Origin of the sequence: Bifidobacterium saguinibicoloris, assembly GCF_019331725.1 — a bacterium.
In the GTDB taxonomy this organism is placed as follows: domain Bacteria; phylum Actinomycetota; class Actinomycetes; order Actinomycetales; family Bifidobacteriaceae; genus Bifidobacterium; species Bifidobacterium saguinibicoloris.
The window spans coordinates 99,848-126,267 of the sequence record NZ_JAHBBF010000003.1 but is presented as its reverse complement, the minus strand read 5'-3'; the positions used below and the strand labels follow the sequence as shown (position 1 = coordinate 126,267).

20 protein-coding genes, 1 tRNA gene, 1 pseudogene and 1 riboswitch are annotated in these 26,420 nt (G+C 68.5%); of the genes and pseudogenes, 10 read left to right on the top strand and 12 right to left on the bottom strand.

Annotated elements, in window-relative coordinates:
* Positions 1–27: 27 nt before the first annotated feature.
* Positions 28–912 carry a PHP domain-containing protein gene (locus KIH78_RS03350; protein ID WP_214311401.1) on the top strand — a complete coding sequence of 295 codons (885 nt, stop codon included), beginning with the start codon at positions 28–30 and terminating at the stop codon, positions 910–912.
* Positions 913–1,016: 104 nt separating this feature from the next.
* Here KIH78_RS03350 and KIH78_RS03345 read toward each other — a convergent pair whose 3' ends face one another.
* Together KIH78_RS03345 and KIH78_RS03340 are read right to left on the bottom strand one after the other, a co-directional pair.
* On the bottom strand, positions 1,017–1,241 hold the full coding sequence (locus tag KIH78_RS03345) for a DUF3107 domain-containing protein (RefSeq protein ID WP_219131218.1): 225 nt from the start codon (positions 1,239–1,241) through the stop codon (positions 1,017–1,019).
* A gap of 419 nt (positions 1,242–1,660) precedes the next feature.
* Positions 1,661–3,163 (bottom strand): annotated as a pseudogene (locus KIH78_RS03340) (phosphotransferase); the annotation flags it as partial.
* A 166-nt stretch (positions 3,164–3,329) separates the two neighbouring features.
* Between KIH78_RS03340 and KIH78_RS03335 the strand changes: the two are divergent.
* On the top strand, positions 3,330–4,907 hold the full coding sequence (locus KIH78_RS03335; protein ID WP_214311393.1) for an ATP-dependent helicase: 1,578 nt from the start codon (positions 3,330–3,332) through the stop codon (positions 4,905–4,907).
* An 82-nt stretch (positions 4,908–4,989) separates the two neighbouring features.
* On the opposite strand, the gene KIH78_RS03330 is transcribed toward KIH78_RS03335, so the two are convergent.
* The gene (locus KIH78_RS03330; protein ID WP_214311391.1) at positions 4,990–6,732 is read right to left on the bottom strand and encodes a zinc-dependent metalloprotease; all 1,743 of its coding nucleotides are present in this window, start codon (positions 6,730–6,732) and stop codon (positions 4,990–4,992) included.
* Positions 6,733–6,865: 133 nt separating this feature from the next.
* Here KIH78_RS03330 and KIH78_RS03325 point away from each other — a divergent pair, with 133 nt between their 5' ends.
* Both KIH78_RS03325 and KIH78_RS03320 read left to right on the top strand, forming a co-directional pair.
* Positions 6,866–7,747 (top strand): YlbL family protein, encoded by an 882-nt coding sequence (locus KIH78_RS03325; protein ID WP_219131322.1) that lies wholly within the window; start codon positions 6,866–6,868, stop codon positions 7,745–7,747.
* A gap of 103 nt (positions 7,748–7,850) precedes the next feature.
* Positions 7,851–8,267 (top strand): DUF3052 domain-containing protein, encoded by a 417-nt coding sequence (locus tag KIH78_RS03320; RefSeq protein ID WP_214311389.1) that lies wholly within the window; start codon positions 7,851–7,853, stop codon positions 8,265–8,267.
* A gap of 94 nt (positions 8,268–8,361) precedes the next feature.
* Here KIH78_RS03320 and KIH78_RS03315 read toward each other — a convergent pair.
* Positions 8,362–8,435, bottom strand: a tRNA-Val gene (locus KIH78_RS03315).
* Between the two features lie 221 nt (positions 8,436–8,656).
* On the opposite strand from KIH78_RS03315, the gene KIH78_RS03310 reads away from it, so the two are divergent.
* The 6 genes from KIH78_RS03310 (at position 8,657) to KIH78_RS03285 (ending at position 16,359) form a co-directional block, all read left to right on the top strand.
* Positions 8,657–10,267, top strand: coding sequence for a DivIVA domain-containing protein (locus KIH78_RS03310; protein WP_219131217.1), 1,611 nt, complete (start codon positions 8,657–8,659; stop codon positions 10,265–10,267).
* On the top strand, positions 10,267–11,448 hold the full coding sequence (dxr, locus tag KIH78_RS03305) for a 1-deoxy-D-xylulose-5-phosphate reductoisomerase (protein WP_214311652.1): 1,182 nt from the start codon (positions 10,267–10,269) through the stop codon (positions 11,446–11,448). Before KIH78_RS03310 ends, dxr begins: the two co-directional genes overlap by 1 nt.
* A 90-nt stretch (positions 11,449–11,538) precedes the next feature.
* Complete coding sequence (gene ispG / locus KIH78_RS03300) at positions 11,539–12,750, top strand: flavodoxin-dependent (E)-4-hydroxy-3-methylbut-2-enyl-diphosphate synthase (protein ID WP_420830100.1); 1,212 nt, start codon at positions 11,539–11,541, stop codon at positions 12,748–12,750.
* 15 nt (positions 12,751–12,765) lie between these two features.
* Positions 12,766–14,595, top strand: a complete 1,830-nt coding sequence (locus tag KIH78_RS03295; RefSeq protein ID WP_236034382.1) for an alpha/beta hydrolase family protein — start codon at positions 12,766–12,768, stop codon at positions 14,593–14,595.
* A 241-nt stretch (positions 14,596–14,836) separates the two neighbouring features.
* On the top strand, positions 14,837–15,562 hold the full coding sequence (gene recO / locus KIH78_RS03290; protein WP_219131214.1) for a DNA repair protein RecO: 726 nt from the start codon (positions 14,837–14,839) through the stop codon (positions 15,560–15,562).
* 5 nt (positions 15,563–15,567) lie between these two features.
* Entirely contained in the window at positions 15,568–16,359 is a 792-nt protein-coding gene (locus tag KIH78_RS03285; protein ID WP_219131212.1) for an isoprenyl transferase, read from the top strand.
* A 2-nt stretch (positions 16,360–16,361) separates the two neighbouring features.
* Here KIH78_RS03285 and KIH78_RS03280 read toward each other — a convergent pair whose 3' ends face one another.
* From KIH78_RS03280 to ilvD, 8 genes are all read right to left on the bottom strand, one after another.
* The gene (locus tag KIH78_RS03280; RefSeq protein ID WP_219131210.1) at positions 16,362–17,525 is read right to left on the bottom strand and encodes a nucleoside hydrolase; all 1,164 of its coding nucleotides are present in this window, start codon (positions 17,523–17,525) and stop codon (positions 16,362–16,364) included.
* A gap of 204 nt (positions 17,526–17,729) precedes the next feature.
* A complete protein-coding gene (locus tag KIH78_RS03275; protein WP_214311370.1) occupies positions 17,730–18,791 on the bottom strand; it encodes an ABC transporter substrate-binding protein in 1,062 nt (353 codons plus the stop codon).
* 212 nt (positions 18,792–19,003) lie between these two features.
* Positions 19,004–19,786, bottom strand: a complete 783-nt coding sequence (locus KIH78_RS03270; protein WP_214311368.1) for an ABC transporter permease — start codon at positions 19,784–19,786, stop codon at positions 19,004–19,006.
* A 572-nt stretch (positions 19,787–20,358) separates the two neighbouring features.
* A complete protein-coding gene (gene ribH / locus KIH78_RS03265; protein WP_219131209.1) occupies positions 20,359–20,871 on the bottom strand; it encodes a 6,7-dimethyl-8-ribityllumazine synthase in 513 nt (170 codons plus the stop codon).
* Position 20,872: 1 nt separating this feature from the next.
* Positions 20,873–22,186: a bifunctional 3,4-dihydroxy-2-butanone-4-phosphate synthase/GTP cyclohydrolase II gene (locus KIH78_RS03260; protein ID WP_219131207.1), complete on the bottom strand. Its 1,314-nt coding sequence runs from the start codon at positions 22,184–22,186 to the stop codon at positions 20,873–20,875.
* An 87-nt stretch (positions 22,187–22,273) separates the two neighbouring features.
* Positions 22,274–22,942, bottom strand: coding sequence for a riboflavin synthase (locus KIH78_RS03255; protein ID WP_219131206.1), 669 nt, complete (start codon positions 22,940–22,942; stop codon positions 22,274–22,276).
* Positions 22,923–24,038, bottom strand: coding sequence for a bifunctional diaminohydroxyphosphoribosylaminopyrimidine deaminase/5-amino-6-(5-phosphoribosylamino)uracil reductase RibD (ribD, locus tag KIH78_RS03250; protein WP_219131205.1), 1,116 nt, complete (start codon positions 24,036–24,038; stop codon positions 22,923–22,925). The genes KIH78_RS03255 and ribD overlap by 20 nt, the downstream gene beginning before the upstream one ends.
* A gap of 246 nt (positions 24,039–24,284) precedes the next feature.
* A riboswitch (FMN riboswitch) is annotated at positions 24,285–24,420 on the bottom strand.
* Between the two features lie 96 nt (positions 24,421–24,516).
* The gene (gene ilvD / locus KIH78_RS03245; protein WP_219131203.1) at positions 24,517–26,382 is read right to left on the bottom strand and encodes a dihydroxy-acid dehydratase; all 1,866 of its coding nucleotides are present in this window, start codon (positions 26,380–26,382) and stop codon (positions 24,517–24,519) included.
* Positions 26,383–26,420 lie beyond the last annotated feature (38 nt).

Here is a 26,420-nt window from a genome sequence, read left to right as displayed (position 1 = left end):
GCCGCGCCACGGGTTACGATAGGACACATGACGCGATACAAGACGCCGGCCGCACCGCCTGCGGCCGGATGGGACCTGCATTGCCACACCGTGTTCTCCGACGGCACCCGGACACCGGCGCAGATGGTGGACGAAGCGCGGCGTCGCGGCCTGCACGGCGTGGCCATCACCGACCACGACACCGCCGCCGGCTGGCCGGACGCCGAACGGGCCGCGCACGAGGCCGGACTGCCGCTGATCCGCGGCACGGAGATCACCGCCGACGACGACGGCGTGTCCGTGCACATGCTCGGCTTCCAATACGATCCGCGCAACGTGCGCATCTCCCAGCTGTTCGCCTCCACCCGCAAGGCGCGCCTCGAACGCACGAAGCACATGGTGGAGCGCATGGCCGAGGACCTGCCCATCACCTGGGAGTCCGTGCTGGCGCAGGTCAAGGAGGGCGGACGCACCACGGTGGGCCGTCCGCACATCGCGGACGCGCTGGTCGCCGCCGGCGTGTACCGCACCCGTTCGGAGGCGTTCGCCGACGCGGTGAGCGCGGGCTCGAAATACTACATCCCCACGCCCTCGCCCACTACGCACGAGGTGGTGCGGGCCGTGGGGGAGGCGGGCGGCGTGGTCGTCATCGCCCACGCCGGCGATCCGAGCCGCAACCGTCGCCTGCTGACCGACGCCCAGATCGAGGCGCTCATCGAGGAGGGACTCGACGGGCTCGAGATATGGCATCGCGGCAATCCGCCCGAACAACGCGAACGGCTGCTCGCCATCGCGCGGCGCCACGGGCTGCTCGTCACCGGCGGCTCCGACTGGCACGGTGCCGGCAAGCCCAACGTGCTCGGCGAGAACCTCACCGACGACGCCACCGTGCGCGAGATCGTGCGTCGCGGCGCCATCGCGCTCGTGGAATAGATCGTGGAACAGACGTCATCGGCCGGACACCGCCGGCCGGGTATGGGAAGGCCCCGCGGCGTGCGCCGTGGGGCCTTCGTCGATGGGATGCGACGCGTCGTCCGTCACAGGGCGCCGAAGCCGACGGCGTGCTTGGTCTCCGAGCCGACGATGGCGTAGCCGAGCGCCCCGGCCGGCACGATGATGCGGCGGCCCTTGTCGTCGGTGAGGGCGATGGGCGTGCCCTCGGCCACGGCCTTGGCGATCGTGTCGTTCACCGAGTCCGCGGAGTCCTCGGTGCTGAAGGTGACGGTGCGCGCCACGTTGCGGATGCCCAGTTCGATGTCCATGTTGCTCCTTCGTAGGTGGTCCTGTCCGCGGTCCGTATGGTCCCGCGGTCCGATTGTTCCATTGTGCCCGGGCCGGCCGTCCGGCCGGTCCGGGCGGTGCCGTTTTACGCGTTGGGCGTGGCCGTGACCTGCGCCTCGCCGGTGTCGTCCGGGTCGACGTCCTCCGTGTCTGCGGCGTTCGGGTCCTGTCCGTCCGGGGTCGCCGCGTCGGAGGCGTCGTCGGCGGGGGAGGAGGCGTCGTCGGAGGCGATGGCATCGTCGGCGACGGAACCGGCCGCCGTGACGTGCGCCTCGCCGGTGTCGTCCGGGTCGACGTCCTCCGTTTCGGCGGCGGACCGGCCGTCGGATTCCGACGTTTCGGACGTTTCGGACGGCTCCGACGTTTCGGAAGCGTCGACGGCGACGACCTCGTCGAACGTCTCGTCGTCGAATTCGAGGCTGGCGCGGGCGTCGCGCAGCGCACGCTCCTCGCGTTCCAGCAGCGGGATCACGATGGTGGCCGACGTGTCCGGATCGGGCTCGCGCACGGCGGCTTTGATGTCGCGCTCGCCGGTGTCGTCCGGGTCGACGTCCGACGGGACGGACGACACGTCCGCGGTCGTGGAACCGCCGCGGAACGCGATAGTCACCGACGAGTTCGGTTCGGGCATGTTCGGGTAGGAGGGCGGCATCGGCTGCGGCGACGTCGACCCGGTGCCCGCGTCGCGGACCTCGCCGGCCGCCCGGATCGGCGTGTTGTTCGTGTCGTCCGTCTCGCCGGACGGCACCGCGATGCGTCCCGCGGCCACGATGTTCGCCGACCCGGTACGGTCGTCCGCGTTCGCGGACACGTTCGCGACGGTCGCGGCGTTGCGGCCGGCCTCGGCGCGACGCCGTTCGCCGTCCTTGAGCAGCGTGCCTACGGTGATTGTCGACGGCGGATCGCCGGCGCCGGGCGCGTTCCCCGCGCCGGCCGCGGCCGGACGCGCGGAGCCGGGACGCTTCGCCGCCGGACGATCGGACGCCGCCTGCACGGTGATGCCCAGCTGGTGCGCCAGACGGTCCACCTGCGCCTTGAACTGGATGATCTTGGCGGAATCTCCGCGGCTCAGCGCCTGGATGAAATCGCCCACCTGCTCCATCTGCACCCACAGGTTGGCCCTGAGCATGATGAGATCGTCGAGACGGTTGCCCATCATCCGGCCGTATGCAGTGAGCACAGCGTTGCGATGCGATTCGTCGAGCTTGGCGAACACCCACGCCAGATCGCGCGCCGGATCGTTGACCTGCATGTTCTGCCAGTTGTTCACGGCGGTGATGGTCGAGCCGTTGAAGCGCACGTCGCCGTCCTCGAACCCACCGTGCACCAGGCACGTGGTGAACGACCACAGGCCCTCGGTGCCCATGATCTTCGTCCAGCTCGCCGTGATCTCCGGCGGCACGTGGCCGGCGTTCTTCAACCGGGCGATCCACGCGGTGAGCTGCGCGCGGATCTGACTGGTCACATGCACCGGATAGCCGGATTTCGCGATGAACATCGGGTTGAGACGATGGATGGCGCCGATCGCGGTGCCCATCGACGCGCAGTCGTCCAGCGTGAGCAGGTCCAGCGGACGCTCGCGGCCGTCCTGATGCTTCGACACCATCACGGCGGTGTCGCCGGTGGGGCCGCGGCGGTTCGTGCCCGGCACGAACGCCACCACACGGTCGAGCGCGAAGCCGAGCCCGCCCGGCTCGCGCGCGTCGGCCAGCGCCCTTGCGGCCTTCACGCGCGCGGCGAGCCGCTTGCGCCCCTCCTCGTCGTCGGAGGCGTACACGTCGTACGTCGTGCCGGTCACGTCCCGGACCTGCGCCTGGTCGACGCCGTTCGTGCGCGTCACGCCGGGGAACACGCCGGCGACGGCGACGGACGGCATGGCGGCGGAGGCCAGGGCGGCCAGCATGAGTTCATTACGTTCAGTCACCCTTCCAACACTAATACAACGACGCCCGCGCGAGCGGCGGGACACGTCGCGGCGGACGCCGGCGGACGGTCGGACGCGCACGGACCCGGACAGGCCGCGACGGTCCCGCGGGCGGACCCGCCATGTGGCCATGCCGGTTGCCACAATGAGAGCCATGGATGTGGCATTGGAGGGATTGGACGAGGCGCAGCTGGCCGCCGCCACGGCGTTGGAGGGGCCGGTGCGCATCATCGCCGGCGCCGGCGCCGGCAAGACGCGCACGGTGACGCGGCGCATCGCCCACGCCTGCGCCAGCGGCGCATGGGATCCGGAACGCGTGCTCGCCGTCACCTTCTCCGTCAAGGCCGCCGCCGAGATGCGCGTGCGGCTGGGCGGCCTCGGCGTGGGCGACCGGGTGCGCGCCGCCACCTTCCACGCGGCGGCGCTCTCCCAGCTGCGCCGCGTGTGGACGCACGTCTGCGAGGCGCCGTTCCCCCGATTGGCGGAGGACCCCCGCGACGTCACCGCCCGCGCCATGCGCCGCGTCGACCCCACGTTGGACGAGGACGACGTGAGCGTGCGCGCCGTGCGCGACGAGATCAACTGGGCGAAGATCTCCCTGGTCGCGCCGGACCAGGTGGAACGCGTGGCGGCCGTGACCGGACGGTGCCGTCCCGCAGGGCTCGAGCCCGAGCGGTTCGCCGACGTATACGACGCGTACGAGCGGGAGAAGACCGTGCGCGGCGAGATGGACTTCGACGACATCCTGCTCATGGCCTGCCACGTGTTCGAGGAGTTCGGTGAGGAGACCGAGCCGATCCGCCGGTCCATCGGCTGGCTCACCGTGGACGAATACCAGGACGTCTCGCCGCTGCAGCACCGGCTCATGCGCCTGTGGCTGGGGGACAACCGCAACGTGTGCGTGGTGGGGGACCCGGCGCAGACCATCTACTCGTTCGCCGGCGCGTCCAGCTACGACCTGCTCGCCTTCGCCGACGAGTTCGCGCCGCTCGCGGCGGACATCTCCCTGAACACCGACTACCGTTCCACGCCGCAGATTGTCTCCTACGCGAACCGCGTGCTCGCCGCCTCGCCGGTCCGTCACGAATACCTTCGGCTCTCCTCCGGCCGGGACGGCGGACGGCGCGTCGAACGCACCGTCTACGAGACCGACCTTGACGAGGCCCGCGGCGTGGCGGCGCGCATCGCGCGGCTCGTCTCCTCTGGCGTGAACCCCTCGGACTGTGCGATCCTCACCCGCATCAACGCACAGCAGGCCGTCTGCTGCGCCGCGCTCTCGCGCGTCGGCATCGGATACCGGGTGCGCAGGGACTCGGGCGGAGCGGGGCCGACCCCCGTGGCCGACCTGGACGCCGCGCAGCGCGTGGCCATGGCGCAGACGCTGCGCGAACGCGACGAGGCGCGGCGCGCGGCCGGCGGTGCCGCCGGCGCCCCGGGTCATGCGGACGGCGACCTCAGGGCCGTCATGGCGAAGCTGGGCCGCGTCACCGTCTCCACCGTGCACGCCTCGAAGGGCCTCGAATTCAAGCACGTGTTCGTCATCGGATGCTCGGAGGGCCTCATGCCCTATGGCTCGCCGGCCCCCGGCGACGCGCTGGAGGAGGAGCGGCGGCTCATGTACGTGGCCGTCACGCGTGCCGAGGACACGCTGCACATGTCCTACGCCAGATCCAAGGACGGCTCGGGGCCGCAGCAGCGCAGGCTCAGCCGTTTTCTGAGCTGAAACAGGACGGCGTCGGACGCATCGCGTCCGACGCCGTGGTCATGCGCACTCCGCGCCTGTCCATCCCGCGCGGGAACCCGGGTCAGTTCCCGGACTTCGCGCCGTCGTCCGGGGCGTCGCCGTCGGTGCCGTCACCGGACGCGTCGTCGGACGCATCGGAGGCGCCGCCGTCCTCACCGAGCAGCTTGGACAATTCCGCATCCCAATCGGTGCCGTCGGACGCGGCGCCGGCCGCGGAACCCGCGGCGGGGGAGCCCCCGGCGGGATGCGCCTGGTTCGCGCCGCCCTGCGCACCGGCCCCGTCCTCGGCGAGCACCGGCAGCAGGTCCGGATGCGACCACTTCGCGTCGCGGGCGTCCACGCCCTCCGCCGTGGTGGTCATCTCCCACAGGTTCGCCGCCTCGCGCATGCGCTTCGGCCGCAGCTCCAGACCCAACAGGCTTTCGAAGGTGCGTTCCGCCGGGCCTCCCACCGCGCGCTCGCGGCGGATCATCTCACGCAGCTGCTCGATGTGCGGGATGTGGGCCATGCCGGCGCGCCACACCACGCAATCCACCCAGCCCTCGACCATGGCGAGCAGCGATTCGAGCGCCGCGAGCGCCTCCTTCTGCTCCGGCGTGTCCGGAATGCCCACCTTGGTGAGGTTCACGGCACCGGAGATCGAATCCGGGTCGAGCGCGCCAGCGTCACGCAGCTGCTCCTCCATTGCATCCAAGTCGATGGAGATGCCGCGCGCATACTTGCCGATCAACGCCTCGAAGCGGGGCATGAGCCACGGCACGGCCGAATAGAGACGCGCGTGCGCCACCTCGCGCAACGCGAGGAACGCCATCACCTCGTCGGCCGGAATCGGATCGGGACGGGCGAAATCCTCGAACAGCGCCTTGACCTGCGCGTCGTCGGCGTTGGACGGAACGTCATCGGACGCGTCCGTCGAACCGGACGGAACGCCGTCGGACGGCGCCTTCGCCGACGTGAAGCCGATCGGATTGCCGGAACCGGACTCCGACGCGTCCGCATCATCCGCGTCCTTGCCGTTCACGCCGAACACGTCGGCGTTCAGCTGCCTCGCGTACTCCTCCACGTTCTGCGCCACCAGCGCGCCCGCCGGACTGGACGACAGCGCGATGCCCTGGTCGAAGCCGCCGTGCACCTCGCGGCTGAGCGAGCCCGCCGCATGCCCCAGCTGCATCGCGAACGACGTGTTGCCGAGCAGCTTGAGCAGCTGCTTCGGATCCTTCATGCCGTCCGGGATCGGAATCGGCACCGGACCGGCGAACATGCCCGCGACCTCGCCGTCGAACGCGCCGCCGAGCCGCTCGGACAGCACCGAGGACAGGGCCTCGCCCATCGAGGCCGCCACCGGCGCGGCGAACTTCGCCCACGCGTCCAACGTGTCCTCCACCCAGCCGGCGCGGGTGAGCGCCTTCGGCTCGCCCGGCGCCGGATCGAACGCGCACGCGGTGTCCAGCCACAGGTTCGCCTCGCTCATCGCGCGGCGCACCTTCGCGCCCTCCTGCGCGGAGACCGAGGGCCACGAGCCGTCCGCGTTCGCCTGCTGCAGCGCCAGCGACTTCGCGAGCTTCACGTTGATGGGGCCATCCTCCACCACCTGGCGCATGTCGCCCATCGTGTTGAGCCCGCCGGCGGTGAACGCGGCCATCATCTGCTGCACCTCCGCCGGATTCGGCAGCGTGCTCGGATCCTGGCTCATGAGCTGCTCGCGAATCGAATCCGGCAGCTGCGAGATCTGCTGCCAGGCGAGCTCGCCCTGTACCGGGCCGAAGCATTTGATCAGCCACTCGTGGATAGCGTTGTCGTCCATGTTCGTGCCTCTCTGTAGCGGAACCCCGCGGGAGTCCCGGCGTGACGGTCGCTCCCCGTCCGGTCGCTCCCATCTTGTTGCTCCCATCTTAGGAGGGGAGGCTCCCGTTTCGCGCAAAGCGTGCGCTGGTATGATGCCCGGTATGTCGATTCTCGAACCGGTCCGCGCGCGCCTCGACGGCCTCGGGGCGGCCGTGACGCGCTACCTGCGCGCCCGTTCGCCGCGGTATCTCGCCGGCGCGTGCGCCGTAGTGTTGTGCGTGGTCACGCTCTGCCTGCCGAGCGCCTACTCCACCGAATGGCCCGGCCTCACGCGCGACGTGCTCGGCACCGTGGATGTGGACGGCGGGACCGAGCACGTCATCGACGTCTCCGGGGCGGCCACGCACAAGGACTCCGGCAGGTTGCTGCTCGTCACCGTCTCCGCCAACGGCGTCCCCGGCTATCCGGTGACCAACGCGGAGGTGGTCTGGGCGCTGCTCGACCCCGCGCGGACCGTCATGCCGCGCGAGGCCGTGGTGGCCCCCGGGCAGACCACCGGCGAATACCGCGAGGAGACGAGCAAGGAGATGTCCTCCTCGCAGGAGAAGGCCGTCAAGGCCGCCAAACGGTTCCTGAAATCCCAGGGGTTCGACGGGTCCGCGCTCGCGAAGCTCGACGTGACGATGCACGTGGACGACATCGGCGGCCCGTCCGCCGGCATGATGTACACGCTCGGCCTCATCGACAAGCTCACGCCCGAGGACGAGACCGGCGGCAAAACCATCGCCGGCACCGGCACCATCAGCGCGTCCGGCAAGGTCGGGGCCATCGGAGGCATCCGGCTCAAGATGCGCGGTGCGAAACGCGACGGCGCCACCTGGTTCCTCGCGCCCGCCTCGAACTGCGACGAGGTCGTGGGCCACGTGCCCGCGGGACTGCGCGACGTGAAGGTCTCGACCATCGACGAGGCGTACGAGGCGCTCGTTGCCATCGGCAAGGGGAAGGGCGCGGACCTGCCGCACTGCACGGCCTGATACGCTCCCGTCCGGCCGATTGTCCGCGCCGCCCGACGCGACGTCTCACTATTCATCGCGTGTTAACGCGTGTGTTCGTCGTGTGTTGGTATGGTGTTGTCCTGTGAATCAAACCGCATCGCAGAACGCTGAGGAATTTGGCTTTAAGCCCGGAGACATCGTGCAGGAATGGCTGTGGGATGACGACGTGGACGATTCGATCCGAGAGAAGATCGAGGATCTCACCGGCGAGGACCTCGTCGACGAGGACTACGACTCCGCCGTGGACGGCGTGATTCTGTGGTGGCGTGACGGCGACGACGAGGACGAGCTGTCCGACACGATCGTCGACGCGTATGCGGTGGTCGGCGACGACGGCCCGCTGTGGGTGCTCACCCCCAAGCCGGGACGTCCGGGCGCCGCCAGCTCCAGCACCGTGCAGTCCGCGGCGAAGACCGCCGGTATGAACGCGGCCACGCCGATCACCGTGAGCCCCGATTGGAACGGCATCCACCTGCGCGCCTACGGCAAGGGCCGCTGACGGCCGAGGCGGAATCGAACGGCCAGGAACGACGAAAGGCTTGGAACCACGTGAGGGTTCCAAGCCTTTTCCATTGCGCGCCGATGGGCGTCCGTGGGCGATGAGGGGCTCGAACCCCCGACATCCACCGTGTAAAGGTGGCGCTCTAGCCGACTGAGCTAATCGCCCGCAAGGGAACACCATAGCGCAGGCACCGCCGTGAAGGCAAACGGAGGATGTCCGACGCTCTCTTATATGTGCATTATGTGAAAATCAGTGGTTCCGGTGTGCCGGGTGGGGAATCAAGCCTGCTTTTCCCGTGTTTTCGCAGTCCCATGTCACCATTGCGTCGCATCGGTCACGTAAGGTGGCTCACAGTACCGTTTGTTCCTCTAGGAGGTTGATAGCCCATGGCGCAGCAATCCGAAGCCGGAATTCCCAAGGCGGGCAAGCGCAAGTGGGGATACGACCCCGCCCAGGTCGACGCGTTTCTCGAACGCGCGCACGCCCTGTACGACAGCGAGGGCGCACAGCTGACCCAGCGGGACATCCAGAACGTCTCCTTCGACCTGACGCGCGGCGGATACGTCATCGCGCAGGTCGACGCGGCGCTCGCCCGGCTCGAACGCGCCGTGGTCGACAAGCAGACCACGTGGGAGATCTCCCAGCACGGCCGCGTGGCGTGGAAGGCGCAGACCGAGGAGCTGTACCGCGAGATCGCGCGTCACGCCGACCGCGGCGCGGGCGAGCGCTTCGGCTCCGGCAAGCCGCGCGTCCCCTCCTACGACCGCAAGCAGGTCGACAAGCTCACCGACCAGATCGTCGACAAGTGCGCCGCCGACCTCGACCTCGACGGCGTCTCCCGCAAGGACGTGAAGGGTCTGGAGAACGTCACGGCCGAGTACGTGGCCAACGCCGTGTTCACGCAGCGCAAGGGCAAGAAGGGGTACGACGAGCGCCAGGTCGACTACTTCCTGAACTCGTGCGTGGAACTGCTCAGCCGTCTCGAATCGTTCGAACGCATCGCCGACTACCTCAACGCGGACGGCACCCTCGACGCGGATGCCGCGCCTGCCTCCGCTGCGAAGGCTGAGGAGCCGGCGCGGAACGCCGACGGCGTCGCCCCGCTGTTCCCCGCGTCGACCCCGCGTCCCGCCGCCCCTGTCCAGGAGCCGTCCCAGGGCTTCGGCCAGGCGGCCTCCTCCGAAAGCTTCGATGCGCTGAGTCAGGCCGAGCAGCACCTGTTCTCCGCGCCCGCCGCGCAGACGCCCTCGCCGGCGGTGTCGGTCCAGCCCGCCGCCTCCGCCACGCCGTCGTTCCTGCCGAAGCCGGGCGACGTGCCGTCCTTCGCGTCGGCGCCCGCATCGCCCATCCCGGCGTCCACGCCCGCTCCGGAGGCGACCCCGTCCGTCCAGCCTTCCGCGACGGCCCCGGCCGCGGTCCCGCCGTCGTTCACGCCCACGGCGTCCGCGACGAGGCCGGTCTCCGTGACGCCCATTCCGGTGACGTCCGCGCCGGCTCCTTCCATGCCTGCACCGTCCGTCATGCCGACCACGTCCATCGACGTGTCGGCGGCGGCCCAGGCCTCCGATTCCTCGCTCGCCGCGCTGTCCCGCGCCGCCGCCCCGACTGTGACGCCTGCGCCGGTGACGTCCGCGCCGGCGTTCCCCGCGTACGAGGCACCGAAGGCGGCCGACACGCCGTTCTCGCCGGCCCCCGTCGCCTCGCCGTCCGTGACGCCGGCCACGACGCCGTCCGTCTCCCCGTCCTGGAGCCTGCCGACGTCCGACGTCACGTCCACCCCCGCGGCCGCACCGACGTCCACGGTCACCTCCGCTGCCGCGCCGGCCCCCTCCACGCCGTCCGCGGGGACGCAGACCCGTCACGCGGCCCACGCCGCGCACACGGACGCCCCGTTCTCGCTGCTGTCCACCACCAGCAACGACCTGGAGATTCCGGACCTGTCGTTCCCCACACTCACTCTCGGCAACGCCAACGCCAACGAAAAGAAGCAGCAGTGATCCACAGCAACACCGTCGTCATCCTCGGCTCCACCGGTTCCATCGGCACGCAGGGGCTTGACGTCATCTCCCGTCATCCCGAACGGTTCACCGTCACCGGACTTGCGGCGGGCGGCTCCCACATCGACCTGCTCGCGCAGCAGGCCGCGCGGTTCCGCGTCCCGCAGGTCGCGGTCTACGACGCCTCCAAAGCCAAGGCGCTGCGCGAGGCGCTCGACCAGGCCGGCGCCCCCTACACGCAGATCCAGGCCGGCCCCGACGCGGTCGTCGCCATGGCCGGCTCCGGCGCCTCCGTGGTGCTCAACGGCATCACCGGCTCCATCGGCCTCGAACCTTCGATCGCCGCGCTGAAGGCCGGATCCCAGCTCGCCCTCGCCAACAAGGAATCCGTCGTGGCCGGCGGCCACCTCCTGTTCGGCGCGCGCGTGCGCGAGGACCAGATCAACCCGGTCGACTCCGAGCATTCCGCCATCTGGCAGTCGCTGCGCTCCGGCACCCATGCCGAGGTCGCGCGTCTCGTCGTCACCGCCTCCGGCGGGCCGTTCCGCGGCATGAAGCGCGAACAGATGACCCACATCACGCCCGAACAGGCGTTGAACCACCCCACGTGGAACATGGGTCCGGTCGTCACCATCAACTCGTCCACCCTGATGAACAAGGGTCTCGAGGTCATCGAGGCGTCCCGTCTGTTCGACGTGCCGCCCGAACGCATCGCCGTGACCGTCCACCCGCAGTCCATCGTCCATTCGATGGTCGAATTCGTCGACGGCGCCACCATCGCCCAGGCTTCGCCGCCGGACATGCGCCTGCCCATCGCGCTGGGCCTGTCCGCGCCGGACCGCATGAGCGACGTGGCCGCCGCATGCGACTGGACGAAGGCCTCCGAATGGACGTTCGAGCCGCTCGACGACGAGGCGTTCCCCGCCGTCTCCCTCGCACGCCAATGCCTCGCCGCCTCGGAGAAGCACACGGCCGTCCTCAACGCCGCCAACGAGCAGGCCGTGCACGCGTTCCTCGACCACCGCCTGCCGTACCTCGGCATCGTGGACACGGTCAAGGCCGTGCTCGACGACATGGACGCCGAACTGCGCGGCGACCCGCTGTTCCGTGACGTGGAGGAAATGGAGCGACTCGAGCTCGAGGCCCGCCGCAAGGCCGACGAACTGATAGACAGGCAGTAGCGCATTATGTTCCGGTGCTCCCGCTGACGGCGTCCCCGTCAGCGGGAGCACGCATGTAATCCCACGGATACCCGAGGAATGGTGACATCGTTGAGCATTGAAACCCCGTCCGCAAAGCCCTTCCGCAAGACCGGCGACCCCGTCGAGCTGACCAGCGAATCGCCGCTGCACCCGCGCCGCAAGTCGCGCCGCATCATGGTGGGGCCGGTGCCGGTCGGAGGCGGCGCGCCCATCTCCGTGCAGTCGATGACCAACACGCTCACCGCCGACGTGCCCGCCACGCTCCAGCAGATCGCCGAACTCACCGCCGCAGGCTGCGACATCGTGCGTGTGGCCGTGCCGAGCCAGGACGACGCCGACGCGCTGCCGGAGATCTGCCGCAAGTCGCCGATCCCGGTCATCGCCGACATCCACTTCCAGTCGAAGTACGTGTTCCAGGCCATCGACGCCGGCTGCGCGGCCGTGCGAGTCAACCCGGGCAACATCCGCAAGTTCGATCAGGTCGGTCCCGACATCTGCAAGGCCGCGACCGATGCGGGCATCAGCCTGCGCATCGGCGTCAACGCCGGGTCGCTCGACAAGGAGCTGTACGCCAAATACGGCGGTCCCACCCCGGAGGCCCTCGTCGCCTCCGCGCTCAAGGAGGCCCGCATGTTCGAGGACGTCGGCTTCCACGACTTCAAGATCTCCGTCAAGCACCACGACGTCATCACCATGGTGCAGACCTACCGTCTGCTCGCCTCCAAGGGCGACTGGCCGCTGCACCTCGGCGTCACCGAGGCCGGCCCGCAATGGCAGGGCACCATCAAGTCGTGCCTCGCGTTCGGCGCGCTCCTCGCCGAAGGCATCGGCGACACGATCCGCGTGTCCCTGTCCGCGCCGCCCGTCGAAGAGGTGAAGGTCGGCTGCAAGCTGCTCGAATACATGGGCCTGCGCCCGCGCAAGTTCGACATCATCTCCTGCCCGAGCTGCGGCCGCGCGCAGGTGGACGTCATCCAGCTCGCCTCCGCCGTCACCGAAGGCCTCAAGGACATCACCGCGCCGATCCGCGTGGCCGTCATGGGCTGCATCGTCAACGGCCCGGGCGAGGCGCGCGAAGCCGACCTCGGCGTCGCCTCCGGCAACGGCAAGGGCCAGATCTTCATCAAGGGCAAGGTCATTAAGACCGTGCCCGAGGACCAGATCGTCGAGACGCTGCTGACCATCGCCAACGACATCGCCGCGCAGATGGAATCGGAGGGCAAGGTGCCCGAAGGCTCCACCGGACCGGTGGTCGTGCCCATCCAGCATCCCGGACGCTGAACGGCGGCCTGCGGCATGGCGGACGTACGGGGACGAAAGGAAGCGACCGGACGGCGGACGGACCGCGGCGGGAACGCCCGGACGGCCCCATGGTCGAACGGGCGCAGACTCTCGGTGAGCCTGCCCATCTTCATCATCCTCATCGGACTGCTCGTCTCCGTCTCCAACCTCACCACCGTGCCGTGGGACAACGAACCCACCGGACAGACCATCGCGACCCTCAGCAGGGACACCGCCGTCACCTTCCGGGCCGAAGGCGACGGCGGCGGCGAGACGGACGCGTCCGGCGGCGAATCCGGCCTCTACCAGGTGGAGGAGGAATCGTACGCGCTGACCATCGCACGCGACGGCACACAGGTCGGCAAGGCCGTGGAACAGCCCGTCGACCCCGAATCGGACGCCACCTGGCAGGTGCAGGGCAAGGGCGAGGACGCCACGCAGACCATCACCATGCTCGTCCGCCGGCCGGCCGGCGCGTCCGGCACCCGGCCCGCCATCCTGTTCATGCACGGCGCCGGCTTCGGCACCGCCTACAACTCGTTCGGCGACATGGCCGAAACGCTCGCCTCCGCGGGCTTCGTCACCGCCGTCATCGACAAGCCCGTCTGGGACACCACCGACGTGAACCGCGACTATCCCGCCTCCGCGCGGGCCTACGACGCGGCCATCCGCATGCTCAGGAAACGCGCGGACGTCGACGCCGCCAAGATCGGCATCTACGCCACCAGCGAATCCACATGGATCAGCCAATACCTGCTCGCCGAAGACCACGACGTGGCGTTCCAGGTGCTCCTCAGCCCCATGGTGTTCACCCCGCGGCGCTCGCTCGGCTTCTTCATCTCGCAGGACTTCGCGCTCGTCGGCGCCAACGACGGCTATCAGTCCATCGTGCGCCGCGTGTTCAACGCCGACACCGCGTTCTTCGGCCTCGACAACTTCGACCTGGACCTGCCCGAATCGTCCGCCTACGCGATCCCCACGCTCGTGGCGTACGGATCCAAGGACGTGATGACCGCGCAGGTCGAAGGCGTCGAACGCATCCTGCGCGAAGCCCACAAGGCCGGCAATTGGGACGTGACCGTCCGCAGCTATCCGGTGGCCAACCATGTGCTCAGACTCGGCGACGAGGCGGAAAGCGGCACCCGGTTCGCGGACGCGTACGTGGACGACGTGGTCTCCTGGACTTCGGGCGTGGCCGCGGGGAGACGACAGACCAGCGAACGCGTGGCCGGCGACACCATCTACCAGTCCATCGCCGTGCCCGATGACCTCCAGCCCCGGCGCTCGCTCACCGTGTACGGCGCCATCCTGCACGCGGGCACCATCCTCCTGCTCGTCGCCACCGCCGTGGCATGGCTGGCCGCGCTGGGACGCCGCATCCGGTTCCGTCTATGCCGCGCCAACCGCGGCGTGCCCTATCCGGGGCTGGGTTTCCGCAACGGGTTCGGCAACGCGCTCATCACGTTGACCGTCACCACCATGGCCACGCTGCTCCTGTTCGCCGCGGGTCTGGGACAGGTGGTCATGGGCGTGGTCAAACTCGCATGGGGCGCCGCGCCCGCCGAACAGCCCGGCGTGATGTGGTGGAGCTGGCCCGTCATCCAGGTGGTGAGCACGCTCGTGGTCTGGGCGTGGTCGCGCGTGTTCGCCCGGCTCATCGAAGTGGCCGTGGAACGCGGCATGCTGGATTGGCCGCCGCGCCCCGGAGCCATCCGCGGCGTGGTGACCGGCGCGGAGCCCGTGCTCGCCGCCACGCGCTTCGGACGCGTGCTGTTCTGGCTCACCGCCGTGTCCATGCTCCACGTCCTGTTCTTCTTCGCGTTCTGGGGGCTGTTCATCTACTGAGCCTGTGCGCGCGACGTCCGATTCTATAGGAACGGATGTTTGGCAGGCCGTGTGAGATGGAGAAGCGTCCGATTCTATAGGAACGGATGCGTATGGGTCTGCTTTGGTTCCGGGAACGTCCGATTCTATAGGAACGAATGCGTATGGGTCTGCTTTGGTTCCGGGAACGTCCGATTCTATAGGAACGGATGTTTGGCAGCCCGTGCGGGCCGCGGCCGCGGCACGGCCGTAGTATGGTCCCATGCCCCTCTACAGAGACGAAGGCGTGGTGCTGCGTACCGCCAAGCTCGGCGAAGCCGACCGCATCATCACCCTGCTGACCAAGGCCCACGGCAAGGTGCGCGCCGTCGCCAAAGGCGTGCGACGCACCAAATCGCGGTTCGGCGCGCGCCTCGAACCGTTCATGCGCGCCGACCTGCTCATCGCCACAGGGCATTCGCTCGACGTCGTCTCCCAGGCCGATTCGATCGCCGCGTACGCCGGCCCCATCACCGCCGACTACGACGCGTACACCGCGGCGAACGTCATCGTCGAGACCGCGGACAAACTCGTCACGGCCGAGAACGAACGTACCGTCGCGCAGTACCGGCTGCTCATCGGCGCGCTCAACGCGCTCGCCAGGCACGCCCACGCGCCCGCGCACATCTCGTCGTCGTACGTGATGCGCGCGCTCGCCATCGCCGGCTGGGAGCCGCGGCTCACCAGCTGCGTGGTGTGCGGTGGTCGATGGGATGCGGGCGACGTGTTCTTCTCCATCCCCGCCGGCGGCCTCATGTGTGCCAGGGACCACACGCCCGAATCGCGTCGCGTGCCGGCCATCGCGGTCACGCAGCTCAAGGCGCTCGTCGAGGGCGACTGGCCCGTGCTCGACGGCCATGATCTCATGCCGGAGACCGTGCGTCTCGTGGAGGATTGGGCCGAGTACTACCTGGAGCGTCCGCTACGTTCCATGAGGCTGCTAGATTGACAACCATGGCTTTCGAAAACGTCGACTACACTTCGCTGGACATCCCCGCCGCACCGTTCTCCGACCCCTCGCGCATCCCCGATTTCCCCAAGGACAAGGTGCCGCGCCATGTCGGCGTCATCATGGACGGCAACGGACGTTGGGCCAAGCAGCGCGGCATGATCCGCACCAACGGCCATCAGGCGGCCGAACCGGTCGTCTTCGACACGATCGCCGGCGCCATCGAGGCCGGCGTGCGCTACCTGAGCCTGTACACGTTCTCCACGGAGAACTGGAAGCGCAGCCCGCAGGAGGTGCGGTTCCTCATGGGCTTCTCGCGTGAGATCATCCACCGCCGCGTGGCGCAGATGGACGAGTGGGGCGTGCGCGTGCGCTGGTCCGGCCGCCGCCCCAAGCTGTGGAAGTCGGTCATCGACGAGCTCGAGGTGGCGCAGGAGCGCACGAAGCACAACAAGGTCATCGACGTGGTGTTCTGCATCAACTACGGCGGGCGCGCGGAGATCGCCGACGCCTGCGCCGCCATCGCGCGCGAGGTGCGCGACGGCAGGATCAGCGGCGACCGCGTCACCGAGAGGATGATCGCCGATCACCTCTACCTGCCCGACGTGCCCGACTGCGATCTGGTGATCCGCACGTCCGGCGAGCAGCGCACCTCCAACTTCCTGCCGTGGCAGGCCGCCTACGCGGAGCTCGATTTCGTGCCTGAGCTGTTCCCCGACTGCGGCCGCGACGTGTTGTGGCGGTCCATCGACCACTACATCCACCGCGACCGTCGCTTCGGCGGCGTGAAGAAGTAGCGTCAGACGCCGCACAGCGCGGCGAGCCGGTCGGTGAACCCGTCCACGAAGCGGGGTGCGTCGACGCCGAGCGCGACGTGCGTGCGCGGCGCGTCCGGTGTGACGAGGCCCATCGGGTCGCCCGTAGTGCGGCCGCGCACGCCGGTGAAGTCGCCGGTCGCGGTTTCGGCGCGCATCGCGACGTCGACGCACGTCACGAGCGTGGGGTCGAGGGCGACGGCCGCCGCGAGCGGGTCGTGCAGCGGCATGCCTCCGGCGAAGATTGCCGGATCCGCCTCGAGGTTCGCGGCGATGGAGAATTCGGCGAGTCCGGCGAGGAACCGTCCTCGTTCCGTGCCGGACTCGCGCCACCGTTCGGCGGCGTGCCGCGGCAGCAGGCACCGGTGCGTCACGTCGAGGCCGATCATCGTCACGTCCGCGCCCGCGTGGAACACGCGGTCCGCGGCCTCCGGATCCTGGATGACGTTCGTTTCGGCGACCGCGTCCCAGCAGTTGCCCGGTTGGGTGAGTGTGCCGCCCATCATCACGAGCCTGAGTTTCGGCGCGATGTCCGGCGCGCGGGTGATGGCCGCGTCCACGTCGGTGAGCGGTCCGGTGGCGAGGATGGTGACGTCGCGGCCGTATCGCCGCACTTGGTCGATGATGAGGCCGACGCCGTCGTCGTGCCGTTTGTCGTGTGCGTTGTGTGCGGCGTGGTCGCGGGCGATGCCGGAGGAGCGGCCGTGCGTGACCGGGACGGCCGGGTTCGCGTGCGGATCGTCCGTGCGGTAGCCGCCGACCGACACGACGGGGGAGTGGAGGTGCGATGCGTCGTCGCCGCGCGCGGCGACGACCGTCGTCGTATCGGGCGATGCCGCGGTCCGGCCGCTCAGTCCGCCCAGACCGTCGACGCCGTGGAACTGCGCGCATCCGGCGTCCGGAATGAAGGCGTCCGCCCACGAGGGATGCGTGGCCCCGTGGAGCACGGGGATGTCGGGGCGGCCGAACAGGTCGAGCGTCAGACGCGTGTTGGCGAAGGCGGTCGGCTCGTCCACGTTGCCGTAACCGGCGACCACGCCGATCAGGTCGCATTCGTCGGGCGAGGCCAGCAGGTACGCCAAAGCCAGCGCATCGTCGACGCCGGTGTCCACGCAGGCGACGACGCGGGCGGGGGAGCGGACGGTCATAAGGTCTCCTTGATGTGACAGGGCGGTGTCTCATCGGACACCTGCAGCGACGGGCGGAAGCGGTGGACGGATGCGGAACCGCCCGCCGGCGGATGGCCGGCGGGCGGTGTTCGGAGAACGGTCGCGATGCAACGTACGATGCCGCGCGACACGGCGTGCACGACGACGCGGAAGCCACGTCACGTGCGCCACGTCGGCACCGGATCACTTGCCAAGGAACTCGTTGGTGGCGAGATCCTTCGTCTGCGGGGCCGTGTGGATTACCTTGTCGTGGGAATCCGTGTAGGCGTCCTCCTCGGCCAGGAAGTCGAAGTACTTCTGCGGTTCGGTGAAGTCGTTGGTGCCGAGCACGAACGAGCCGTCCTTGATCTTCGCCGGATCGCCCCAGTACTGGCCGTCGACGATGGTGTGCATGCTCTTCTTGACGAAGTCGAGCTTGAGGTTCGCGTCCTTCGCCTCGTCCACGAGGATCTTCGCCGCGTCGTCCGGGTGCGAGTACGCGTACTCGTAGCCCTTCTGCGTGGCCTGCGTGAACTTCCTTACCAGCTCCGGGTTCTCCTTGATGGTCTTGTCGCTGGTGATCACGCCGATCGAATCCGCGTTGCCGGGCACGCCGTAGTCCGGTTCGGTGAAGCAGTTGAGCTTCGGACCGTACATCTCGGCCTGCACGCCCTCCCAGGTGGCGTAGAAGCCGCCGAAATCGGCCTTGCCGGATTCCATCGTCTGGAAGGTGGAGGTGCCGACGGTGACCTTGTCGAACTCGCCCTTGCCGCCGTCGGTCTGGATCATGCGGCGGATCACCGCGTCGGACTCGTTGGAGCCGAACGTGGCGAACGTCTTGCCGTCGAAGTCCTTCGGGGACTTGATGGACGTGTTCGAGGCGAGTGAGCACCAGATGGCGCTCGGCTTCTGCTGGACCTGCAGCACCTGCTTGATCTTCGCGCCCTTGAGCGCGTACATGCCCACGTTGGTGAGGTTGGACAGGGCGAAGTCGGCCACGCCGTTGTTCACGGCCTGCTCGGCGCCGGCTTGGGCCACGGCCACGATGTCCACGTCGTAGCCCTGGTCCTTGAACCAGCCCTTGTTCTTCGCCACGTAGACGCCGATGTGGTTGGTGTCCGGCGCCCAGGACAGCATGAACGTGACCTTCTTGAGGCCGTTCGAGGAATCGGAGGAGTCGTTGGCCTGGCCGCACGCGGACACGCCGAAGGCCATGGCGACGGCGCCCACGAGGGCGATCGCCTTGTTCACAAGGCTGTGCTTCATGATGAATCCCTAGTTCGTTGTCTCTCTATCGTTCTCTGGGTGTCTTGCTCCCAGGCGGAACCGGCAGAGAACGATAGGGAGGGCCGTGGGTTCCGCCCGGCCGACGCCCCCGACGGCCCCGAACGTCATGAGGAAAAGGGGCCCGCCGGTTTGCCACACGTCGGCTCATGGCGGTTGCCATTATAGGGGCATGCGGCTACCGGGACGTCCGGTCACTGGTCCGCGTCCGGATCCTCGTCGTCGCCCGCCGGACCGAGCAGCAGGCGTTCACTCGCGTTCACGGCGAGCATGAGTAGGCAGGTCATGATGATGATCGTGAACGTGGCGGAGAAGATGAGCGGCGTACGGAACGAGTTGTACGCGGCCTGCAGCCAGATGCCCAGGCCCTTGCGCGCGCCCAGATACTCGGCCGTCGAGGCGGTGGCGAAGATGTATGCGGCGGACACGCGCACGCCGCCGTAGATCTGACGCGCCGCCACGCGCAGCTTCACATGCCACAGCGTCCATGCGCGCGTCGCGCCGCAGGTGAGTGCCACGTCGGAGTAGAACGACGGCACCGCCTCCAGGCCGCGCACCGTCTGCACAGCGATCGGAAACAGGCCGAACACCGCGACGATCACGATCTTGCCGGACGTCTCGAACCCGAACCAGATGAGGAACAGCGGGGCGATGGAGATGAGCGGCATCGTCTGCGCCGCCGCGAGCAGCGGGTAGAACGCCGCGTTGAACGTGCGCGAGCAGTACAGGGCGATGCCGATGAGCACGCCGAACAGCACTGCATACAGGAAGCCCACCACGCCCTCGTACGTGGTGACCGCGGCGGCCGGCCCCAGCGTGTCCCACACCTCGAGGGTGGCCTGGAATATCTCGCTTGGCGCCGGGATCATCGTGGATGGGACGTGGGCGAGCCGTACCCACGCCTCCCATGCGACGAACAGCAGGACGACGGCGATGACGGTGGGGATGCGACGCTTGAGACGGTTCGCGAGGGACATGGGAATTTCACCTTGCCTTCCGCGCCTGCCTGCGGGCGGGCGCTCGCGGCCGGGACGTGGAGCAGTAAGGTGAGGAGCCTGCGCGTCTTCGGCCATGGATGTTCTAGCCGCGTCACAGTATAGGGGCACCGGGGGCCACCGCGGCGGTCGGGACCATGCGGGAGAAGCGCGGGATACACGCGAGGCATGCGTGTGGCTGTTGTGTCAGTGTGCGGGGTGGATGGCGGATGGCGGCGGATGATGGCGGACGATGGCGGGAATCGGGCGATGGCGGATGGCGGGAATCGGGCGATGGCGGATGGCGGCGAATGGCGGGAATCGACCATCATGGCCGTGCGCCCGCATGACAGGGGCCCAAATAGACGAAATCCGCGATTTACAGCGCGAAATGGACGTTTTCAACGTGGGAATTGTCCTATTTAACGCTGTAAATCGCGGATAACGGGTGTTTCAGCCGGGAAATCGGCGGGCAGTAGCCCTGAATTCCCCGACTTTGCGGATGCGTCGCCGATCAGGCGAGGCCGGAGAGCCTGTTGATGAGCTCCGGGTCGCGGGGCGCGCCCTTGTCGGCGTCACTCGCCGGCGCTGATGGCGCGCAGCACGTTGACCATCTCGATGGCGCCGAGCGCGCAGTCGAAGCCTTTGTTGCCGGCCTTCGTGCCGGCGCGTTCGATGGCCTGCTCGATGTTCTCGGTGGTAATCACGCCGAACAGCACCGGCACGTCCGAGTTCAGCGACACCTGCGCGATGCCCTTCGCGGTCTCGTTGCACACGAGGTCGTAGTGGGAGGTGCTGCCGCGGATGATCGCGCCGAGGCAGATCACCGCGTCGTAACGCCCGGTGGACACCATGCGCTTGGCCGCGATCGGGATCTCGAACGAGCCCGGCACCCACGCCACGTCCACGTCCTCGTCGGCCACGCCGTGGCGGCGCAGGCCGTCCTGCGCGCCGGACAGCAGCTTCGAGGTGATGAACTCGTTGAACCTCGCCGCCACGATGCCGATGCGGATCGGCTTGCCGGCGGTGGAATCGTCACCGGCGGCGGAAGTGGTGCCGGCTACCAGTTGTCCTTCGAATACGGTCATTTCAGTTCTCCTTTGTCGTGGTCGCCATGTTCGTCATGGTCGACATGTTGGTCGTGGTGGACAGGTTCGTCATGTCCGACAGGGAGCCCAGCAGGTGTCCCATCCGGTGTTCCTTGGTGGACAGATAGTTCGCGTCGTACGCGTTCGCGGGGATGACGATAGGCATGCGCGAGGCGATGACGATCCCCGCCTGCTCCAGCTGGCCGATCTTGTCCGGGTTGTTGGTCATCAGGTCGACCGACGCGACGCCTAGGTCGCGCAGCATGGCCGCCGCCGTCTCGTATTCGCGCGCATCGGCGGGGAACCCGAGTTCCAGGTTCGCGTCGAGCGTGTCGAATCCGCGTTCCTGCAGCTCGTAGGCGCGCAGCTTGTTGAGCAGTCCGATGCCGCGTCCCTCCTGGCTCAGATACAGGATGACGCCGCGTCCGGCCTCGGCCACGCGCCGCATCGCCTCGCGCAGCTGCGGCCCGCAGTCGCAGCGCTGGGAGCCGAACACGTCGCCGGTCAGGCACTGCGAGTGGATGCGGCACAGGACGGGCTCCCCGGAGACGATGTCGTCGCCCATCACCAGTGCCACGTGCTCGCCGCCGTCGTCCGACTCGTAGCCGACCATCGTGAACCGCCCGTATTCGGTGGGCAGGTTCATCCGCGCGACGCGGCGCACCGTGTGTGGGAACGCGTGCGTGCGACGGTATTCCTGCAGCTGCGCGATGGTGATGTAGGCCAGTCCGTGCTCGTCGGCGAAGCGCTTGAGGCCGTCGCGCCGCATCATCGTGCCGTCGGCCTTCATCATCTCGCAGCACAGTCCGCACGGCTCGAGTCCGGCCAGCCGCGCCAGGTCGACGGTCGCCTCCGTGTGTCCGTTGCGTTCCAGTACGCCGCCGGGGCGCGCGACGAGCGGGAACATGTGCCCGGGGCGGCGGAAGTCCTGCGGCCGCGTGTCCGGGTCGACGCACGCCAGCGCGGTGAGCGAGCGGTCGCGCGCGCTGATGCCGGTGGAGGTGGTCACGTGGTCGATTGACACGGTGAACGCCGTGTGGTGGTTGTCCGTGTTCGCCGTGCACATCGGCGGCAGGTCGAGCCGCGTCGCCAGCTCTGGGCTCATCGGCGTGCAGATCAGACCTCTGCCGTGCGTGGCCATGAACGCGATGTTGCTCGGGGTGGCGTGCCGGGCCGCGCAGATGAGGTCGCCCTCGTTCTCGCGGCTCTCGTCGTCCGCCACGACGACGATGCGTCCCGCGGCGATGTCCCGGATGGCGCGCGCCACCGGATCGTCGTGCGCCTGATCGTCATGTTGTGTGTGCTGTGCTGCCATGTTCGTCCTTCGTCCTTGGTGTGTTTTCCGATGTGTTCCTGATGCGTTTCCCGTTGCCCTGCGTGATGCCTGCGTGATGCGCCGGCGTCAGAACCCGTGCGCGACGAGGAAGTCCTCGGTGATCGGTCCGGCCCCGGACGGGCCGCCCTGCGCGCCGCCGCCAGCCGGCATGGCCAGCAGCCGATCGACGTACTTGGCGATCGGATCGGTTTCGAGGTTGACCACGTCGCCGATGCGCCGTTCGTCCAGCACCGTGTGCGCGGCGGTGTGCGGGATGATCGACACGCCGAACGAGTCGAGTCCGGCGTGCGTCACCGTCAGGCTGATCCCCTCGACGGCGATCGATCCCTTCTCGGCGATGAACCGCATGAGCGCGTACGGCGCGCGGATCGTATAGACGACGGCGATGCCGTCGCGCGTGATCGACGTGACCACGCCGGTGCCGTCGATGTGTCCGGAGACGATGTGTCCGGAGAACCGTCCGTCGGCGGGCATCGCGCGCTCCACGTCCACATGGTCGCCGCGGCGGAGCGAGCCGAGGGAGGAGCGTCGCAGCGTCTCGTGCATCACGTCGGCGGTGAACGCCGTGCCGCGCACGGATGTGACGGTCAGGCACACGCCATTGACGGCGATGCTTTCGCCGATCGCCGTGCGGTCGGTCACCACCGTCGGCGAGTCGACGGTCAGCCGCGCGAAATCCGCGCCGTTCTCCAATCCGACGACCGTGCCGAGGTCCTCAACGATTCCGGTGAACATAGTCGACGCCTCCTTCGATGACGATGTCGTCGCCCACCGCGGCGACGGTGCGGTGCGTGAGGAGGAAGGCGTCGTCCGGCGCGCCGACGCCCGCGCCGCCCACCGGGCCGGGCGCGGTACGGCCGCCGAACAGTTTCGGCGCGACGTAGGCGCTTACTTTGGTCACCACGCGATCGCGCAGCGCGGACCAGGCGAGTTCGCCGCCACCCTCGATCATCACGCTGTCGACGCCGCGCTCGCCGAGCGTTTCGACGATGGCGGCGACGGAGGCGTGCCCGTCGGCGTCGGCCGGCACGTGGAGGATCTCGCAGCCCGCGTCGCGGTAGGCCTGCGCGCGGGTCTCGTCGGTCGAGCAGGTGGCGATGATCGTGGGCGTCTCGCGCGCGGTGGCGACGACCGCCGCGTCATGAGGCGTGTTGAGATCGGTGTCGCATATCACGCGGATCGGGTCGTGGCCGCCGTCGATGCGGCAGGTGAGCTGCGGATTGTCGGCGATGACCGTGCCCACGCCCACCATGATCGAGGCGAACCGGCCGCGGTCCGCGTGCACGCGGCGGCGCGCGGCCTCGCCGGTGATCCAGCGCGACAGGCCCGATGCGGTGGCAATGCGGCCGTCGAGCGTCATCGCGTATTTGAACATGACGAACGGCGTGTGCGTGGTGATGTAGTGCAGGAAGATTTCGTTGAGCGCGTCGCATTCCTCGCGCAGCACGCCCTGCGTGACCTCGATGCCAGCGTCGAGCAGCCGACGCACGCCTTTGCCGGCGACCAGCGGGTTCGGGTCGGGGGAGCCGACCACCACGCGGGCGATTCCGGTGTCGATGAGCGCCTGCGTGCACGGCGGCTGCTTGCCCGTGTGGCAGCAGGGTTCCAACGTGACGTAGATCGTGGCGCCGCGCACGTCGACGCCGTCGCGTTTCGCGGCTTCGAGCGCGGCGCGTTCGGCGTGCCAGCCGCCGAAATGGTCATGATGTCCGGTGGCGATGATCGCGCCGTCGCGCGCGATGACCGCCCCCACCATCGGATTTGGGTTGACTTTGCCCGCTCCGAGTCGTGCGTGGCGCAATGCCACGGACATGAGGTCCCTATCGTCCACGAAATCCCCTTTCCTTGCGATAGGGCATGTCCAGGGTGCTTCATGGTGGCGGTGGGGCCGTGTGCCGGTTTTGGTTCCGGTTGCCCGGGCATCGGTCGAGATGCGTCATGCTTCGCGGCGCCGAAACGCGAACACCCCGGATTCCGTTCGAAATCCAGGGTGCTCGAGATGGGCCGCATGATGCGCATCGCCGATGCGCGCACGCGACAGTATGCGGTCGCGTGCGCGGGCCGATGGTCCACGCCGCCGCAGCTTCTTTCATCCAGACTATGACTGTCGGTACCGGAATCTCACCGGTTCGGCATCGCGACTGCTGATTGCAATCGTGATGCTCGCGGACTGAACCGCCGATCGGGAATTTCACCCTGCCCTGAAGATGCGTATTGAATTGTCGGTTCGGCAGTATACGAGCGGGGTGTAGAGGACAAAGGCCGACGTCCCATGTAGTGGACGTCGGCCTTTGCGCGACGGATTCCGATCAGGCGAGGCCGGAGAGCCTGTTGATGAGCTCCGGGTCGCGGGTGGCGCCCTTGTCGGCGGAGCGGGCGAACGCGGCGTAGGCCTTGAGGGCCTGGCTGACCTTGCGGTCGCGGTGCGCCACGTAGCCGTCGCCGGCCTCGAGTTCGGCGCGGCGTTCGGCGAGCTGCTCGTCGGTCAGCTCGACGTTCACCTGACGCGCCTCGATGTCGATGTTGATGATGTCGCCGTTCTTGATGAGGGCGATCGGTCCCTTGTTCGCGGCCTCGGGGGCGATGTGGCCGATGGCCAGGCCCGAGGAGCCGCCGGAGTAGCGGCCGTCGGTGAGCATGGCGACCTGCTTGCCGATGCCCTTGCCCTTGACGAAGGAGGTCGGGTAGAGCATCTCCTGCATGCCCGGGCCGCCCTTCGGTCCCTCGTAGCGGATGACCAGCGCCATGCCCGGCTTCAGGGTGTCGTCGAGGATGACCTTGATGGCCTCCTCCTGGGACTCGACGACCAGCGCGGGTCCGCGGAACTTCCAGATCTCCTGCGGCACGCCGGCGGTCTTGACGACGCAGCCGTCGGGGGCGAGGTTGCCGCGCAGCACGGCGAGGCCGCCCTCGTGGATCTCCGGGTGGTCGATGTCGTGGATGGCGCCGTTGACGCGGTCGGTGTCGAGCGTGTCAAACAGCGTGGTGTGCGTCCACGGCTCCGGGGAGATGATGTGGCCGGGGGCCGCCTTGTACATCTGCTTGGCCTCGTCGGTGCAGGTGGGGCGCATGATGTCCCAGTCGTCGAGCTTGGCCTCGAGCGACGGGTAGTCGATGGAGTGGACGTCCTTGTGTAGCTTGCCGGCGCGGTCGAGCTCGCCGAGGATGCCGGTGATGCCGCCGGCGCGGTGCACGTCGGAGATCTCCCACTTGCCGGACGGGCTGGCCTTGCAGATGCACGGCACGGTGTGCGAGATGCGCTCGATGTCGTCGAGCGTGAAGTCCACGTCCGCGGACTGGGCCATCGCGAGGATGTGCAGCACGGTGTTGGTGGAGCCGCCCATGGCGACGTCCATGGTCATCGCGTTCTCGAACGCGTGCTTGGTGGCGATGGAGCGCGGCAGCACGGAGTCGTCGGAATCCTGGTAGTACTGGTTCGCGATCTTGACGACCTGCTGCGCGGCGCGCTTGAACAGGTCCTTGCGGTAGGAGTGGGAGGCGAGGATCGTGCCGTTGCCGGGCAGGGCGAGGCCGATGGCCTCGGTCAGGCAGTTCATCGAGTTCGCGGTGAACATGCCGGCGCAGGAGCCGCAGGTCGGGCAGACGGTCTTCTCGTAGTTGAGCAGGTCCTCCTCGGAGACGTTGTCGTCGGCGGAGGCGTACATCACGGAGATGAGGTCGGTGTTCTTCTTCACGGTGCCGTCGGCGAGCACCGTGGTGCCGGCCTCCATCGGGCCGCCGGAGACGAACACGGTCGGGATGTTGAGGCGCAGCGCGGCCATGAGCATGCCGGGGACGACCTTGTCGCAGTTCGGGATGCAGATCAGGGCGTCGGCGCAGTGCGCGTTGCACTGGTATTCGACGGTGTCCGCGATGATGTCGCGGGAGGGCAGGGAGTACAGCATGCCGGTGTGGCCCATGGCGATGCCGTCGTCGACGGCCATGGTGTTGAACTCGCGGGGGATGCCACCGGCTTCCTTGATGGCTTCGGAGACGATGCGGCCGACCTTGTTGAGGTGGACGTGGCCGGGGAGGAACTCGTCGAAGGAGTTGGCGATGGCGATGATGGGCTTGCGGCCCATATCCTCCCCGCTGACGCCGGCGGCGCGGTAGAGGGCACGGGCGCCTGCGAAGACGCGGCCCGACATGAGTTTTGCAGATCGCATTTCAGTCATGGCATCTATTCAAGTCCCTAATCGGGACACGCGTTTTG

What these genes read in the sequence shown, in the direction of transcription:
- KIH78_RS03255 (WP_219131206.1), bottom strand. Translation starts at nt 22,942, where the DNA reads ATGTTCACCGGAATCGTTGAGGACCTCGGCACGGTCGTCGGATTGGAG.
- KIH78_RS03295 (WP_236034382.1), top strand. Translation starts at nt 12,766, where the DNA reads ATGGCGGACGTACGGGGACGAAAGGAAGCGACCGGACGGCGGACGGAC.
- KIH78_RS03260 (WP_219131207.1), bottom strand. Translation starts at nt 22,186, where the DNA reads ATGGCAGCACAGCACACACAACATGACGATCAGGCGCACGACGATCCG.
- KIH78_RS03350 (WP_214311401.1), top strand. Translation starts at nt 28, where the DNA reads ATGACGCGATACAAGACGCCGGCCGCACCGCCTGCGGCCGGATGGGAC.
- KIH78_RS03270 (WP_214311368.1), bottom strand. Translation starts at nt 19,786, where the DNA reads ATGTCCCTCGCGAACCGTCTCAAGCGTCGCATCCCCACCGTCATCGCC.
- KIH78_RS03335 (WP_214311393.1), top strand. Translation starts at nt 3,330, where the DNA reads ATGAGAGCCATGGATGTGGCATTGGAGGGATTGGACGAGGCGCAGCTG.
- KIH78_RS03345 (WP_219131218.1), bottom strand. Translation starts at nt 1,241, where the DNA reads ATGGACATCGAACTGGGCATCCGCAACGTGGCGCGCACCGTCACCTTC.
- KIH78_RS03310 (WP_219131217.1), top strand. Translation starts at nt 8,657, where the DNA reads ATGGCGCAGCAATCCGAAGCCGGAATTCCCAAGGCGGGCAAGCGCAAG.
- recO (WP_219131214.1), top strand. Translation starts at nt 14,837, where the DNA reads ATGCCCCTCTACAGAGACGAAGGCGTGGTGCTGCGTACCGCCAAGCTC.
- KIH78_RS03275 (WP_214311370.1), bottom strand. Translation starts at nt 18,791, where the DNA reads ATGAAGCACAGCCTTGTGAACAAGGCGATCGCCCTCGTGGGCGCCGTC.
- KIH78_RS03285 (WP_219131212.1), top strand. Translation starts at nt 15,568, where the DNA reads ATGGCTTTCGAAAACGTCGACTACACTTCGCTGGACATCCCCGCCGCA.
- KIH78_RS03325 (WP_219131322.1), top strand. Translation starts at nt 6,866, where the DNA reads ATGCCCGGTATGTCGATTCTCGAACCGGTCCGCGCGCGCCTCGACGGC.
- KIH78_RS03280 (WP_219131210.1), bottom strand. Translation starts at nt 17,525, where the DNA reads ATGACCGTCCGCTCCCCCGCCCGCGTCGTCGCCTGCGTGGACACCGGC.
- ilvD (WP_219131203.1), bottom strand. Translation starts at nt 26,382, where the DNA reads ATGACTGAAATGCGATCTGCAAAACTCATGTCGGGCCGCGTCTTCGCA.
- ribH (WP_219131209.1), bottom strand. Translation starts at nt 20,871, where the DNA reads ATGACCGTATTCGAAGGACAACTGGTAGCCGGCACCACTTCCGCCGCC.
- KIH78_RS03330 (WP_214311391.1), bottom strand. Translation starts at nt 6,732, where the DNA reads ATGGACGACAACGCTATCCACGAGTGGCTGATCAAATGCTTCGGCCCG.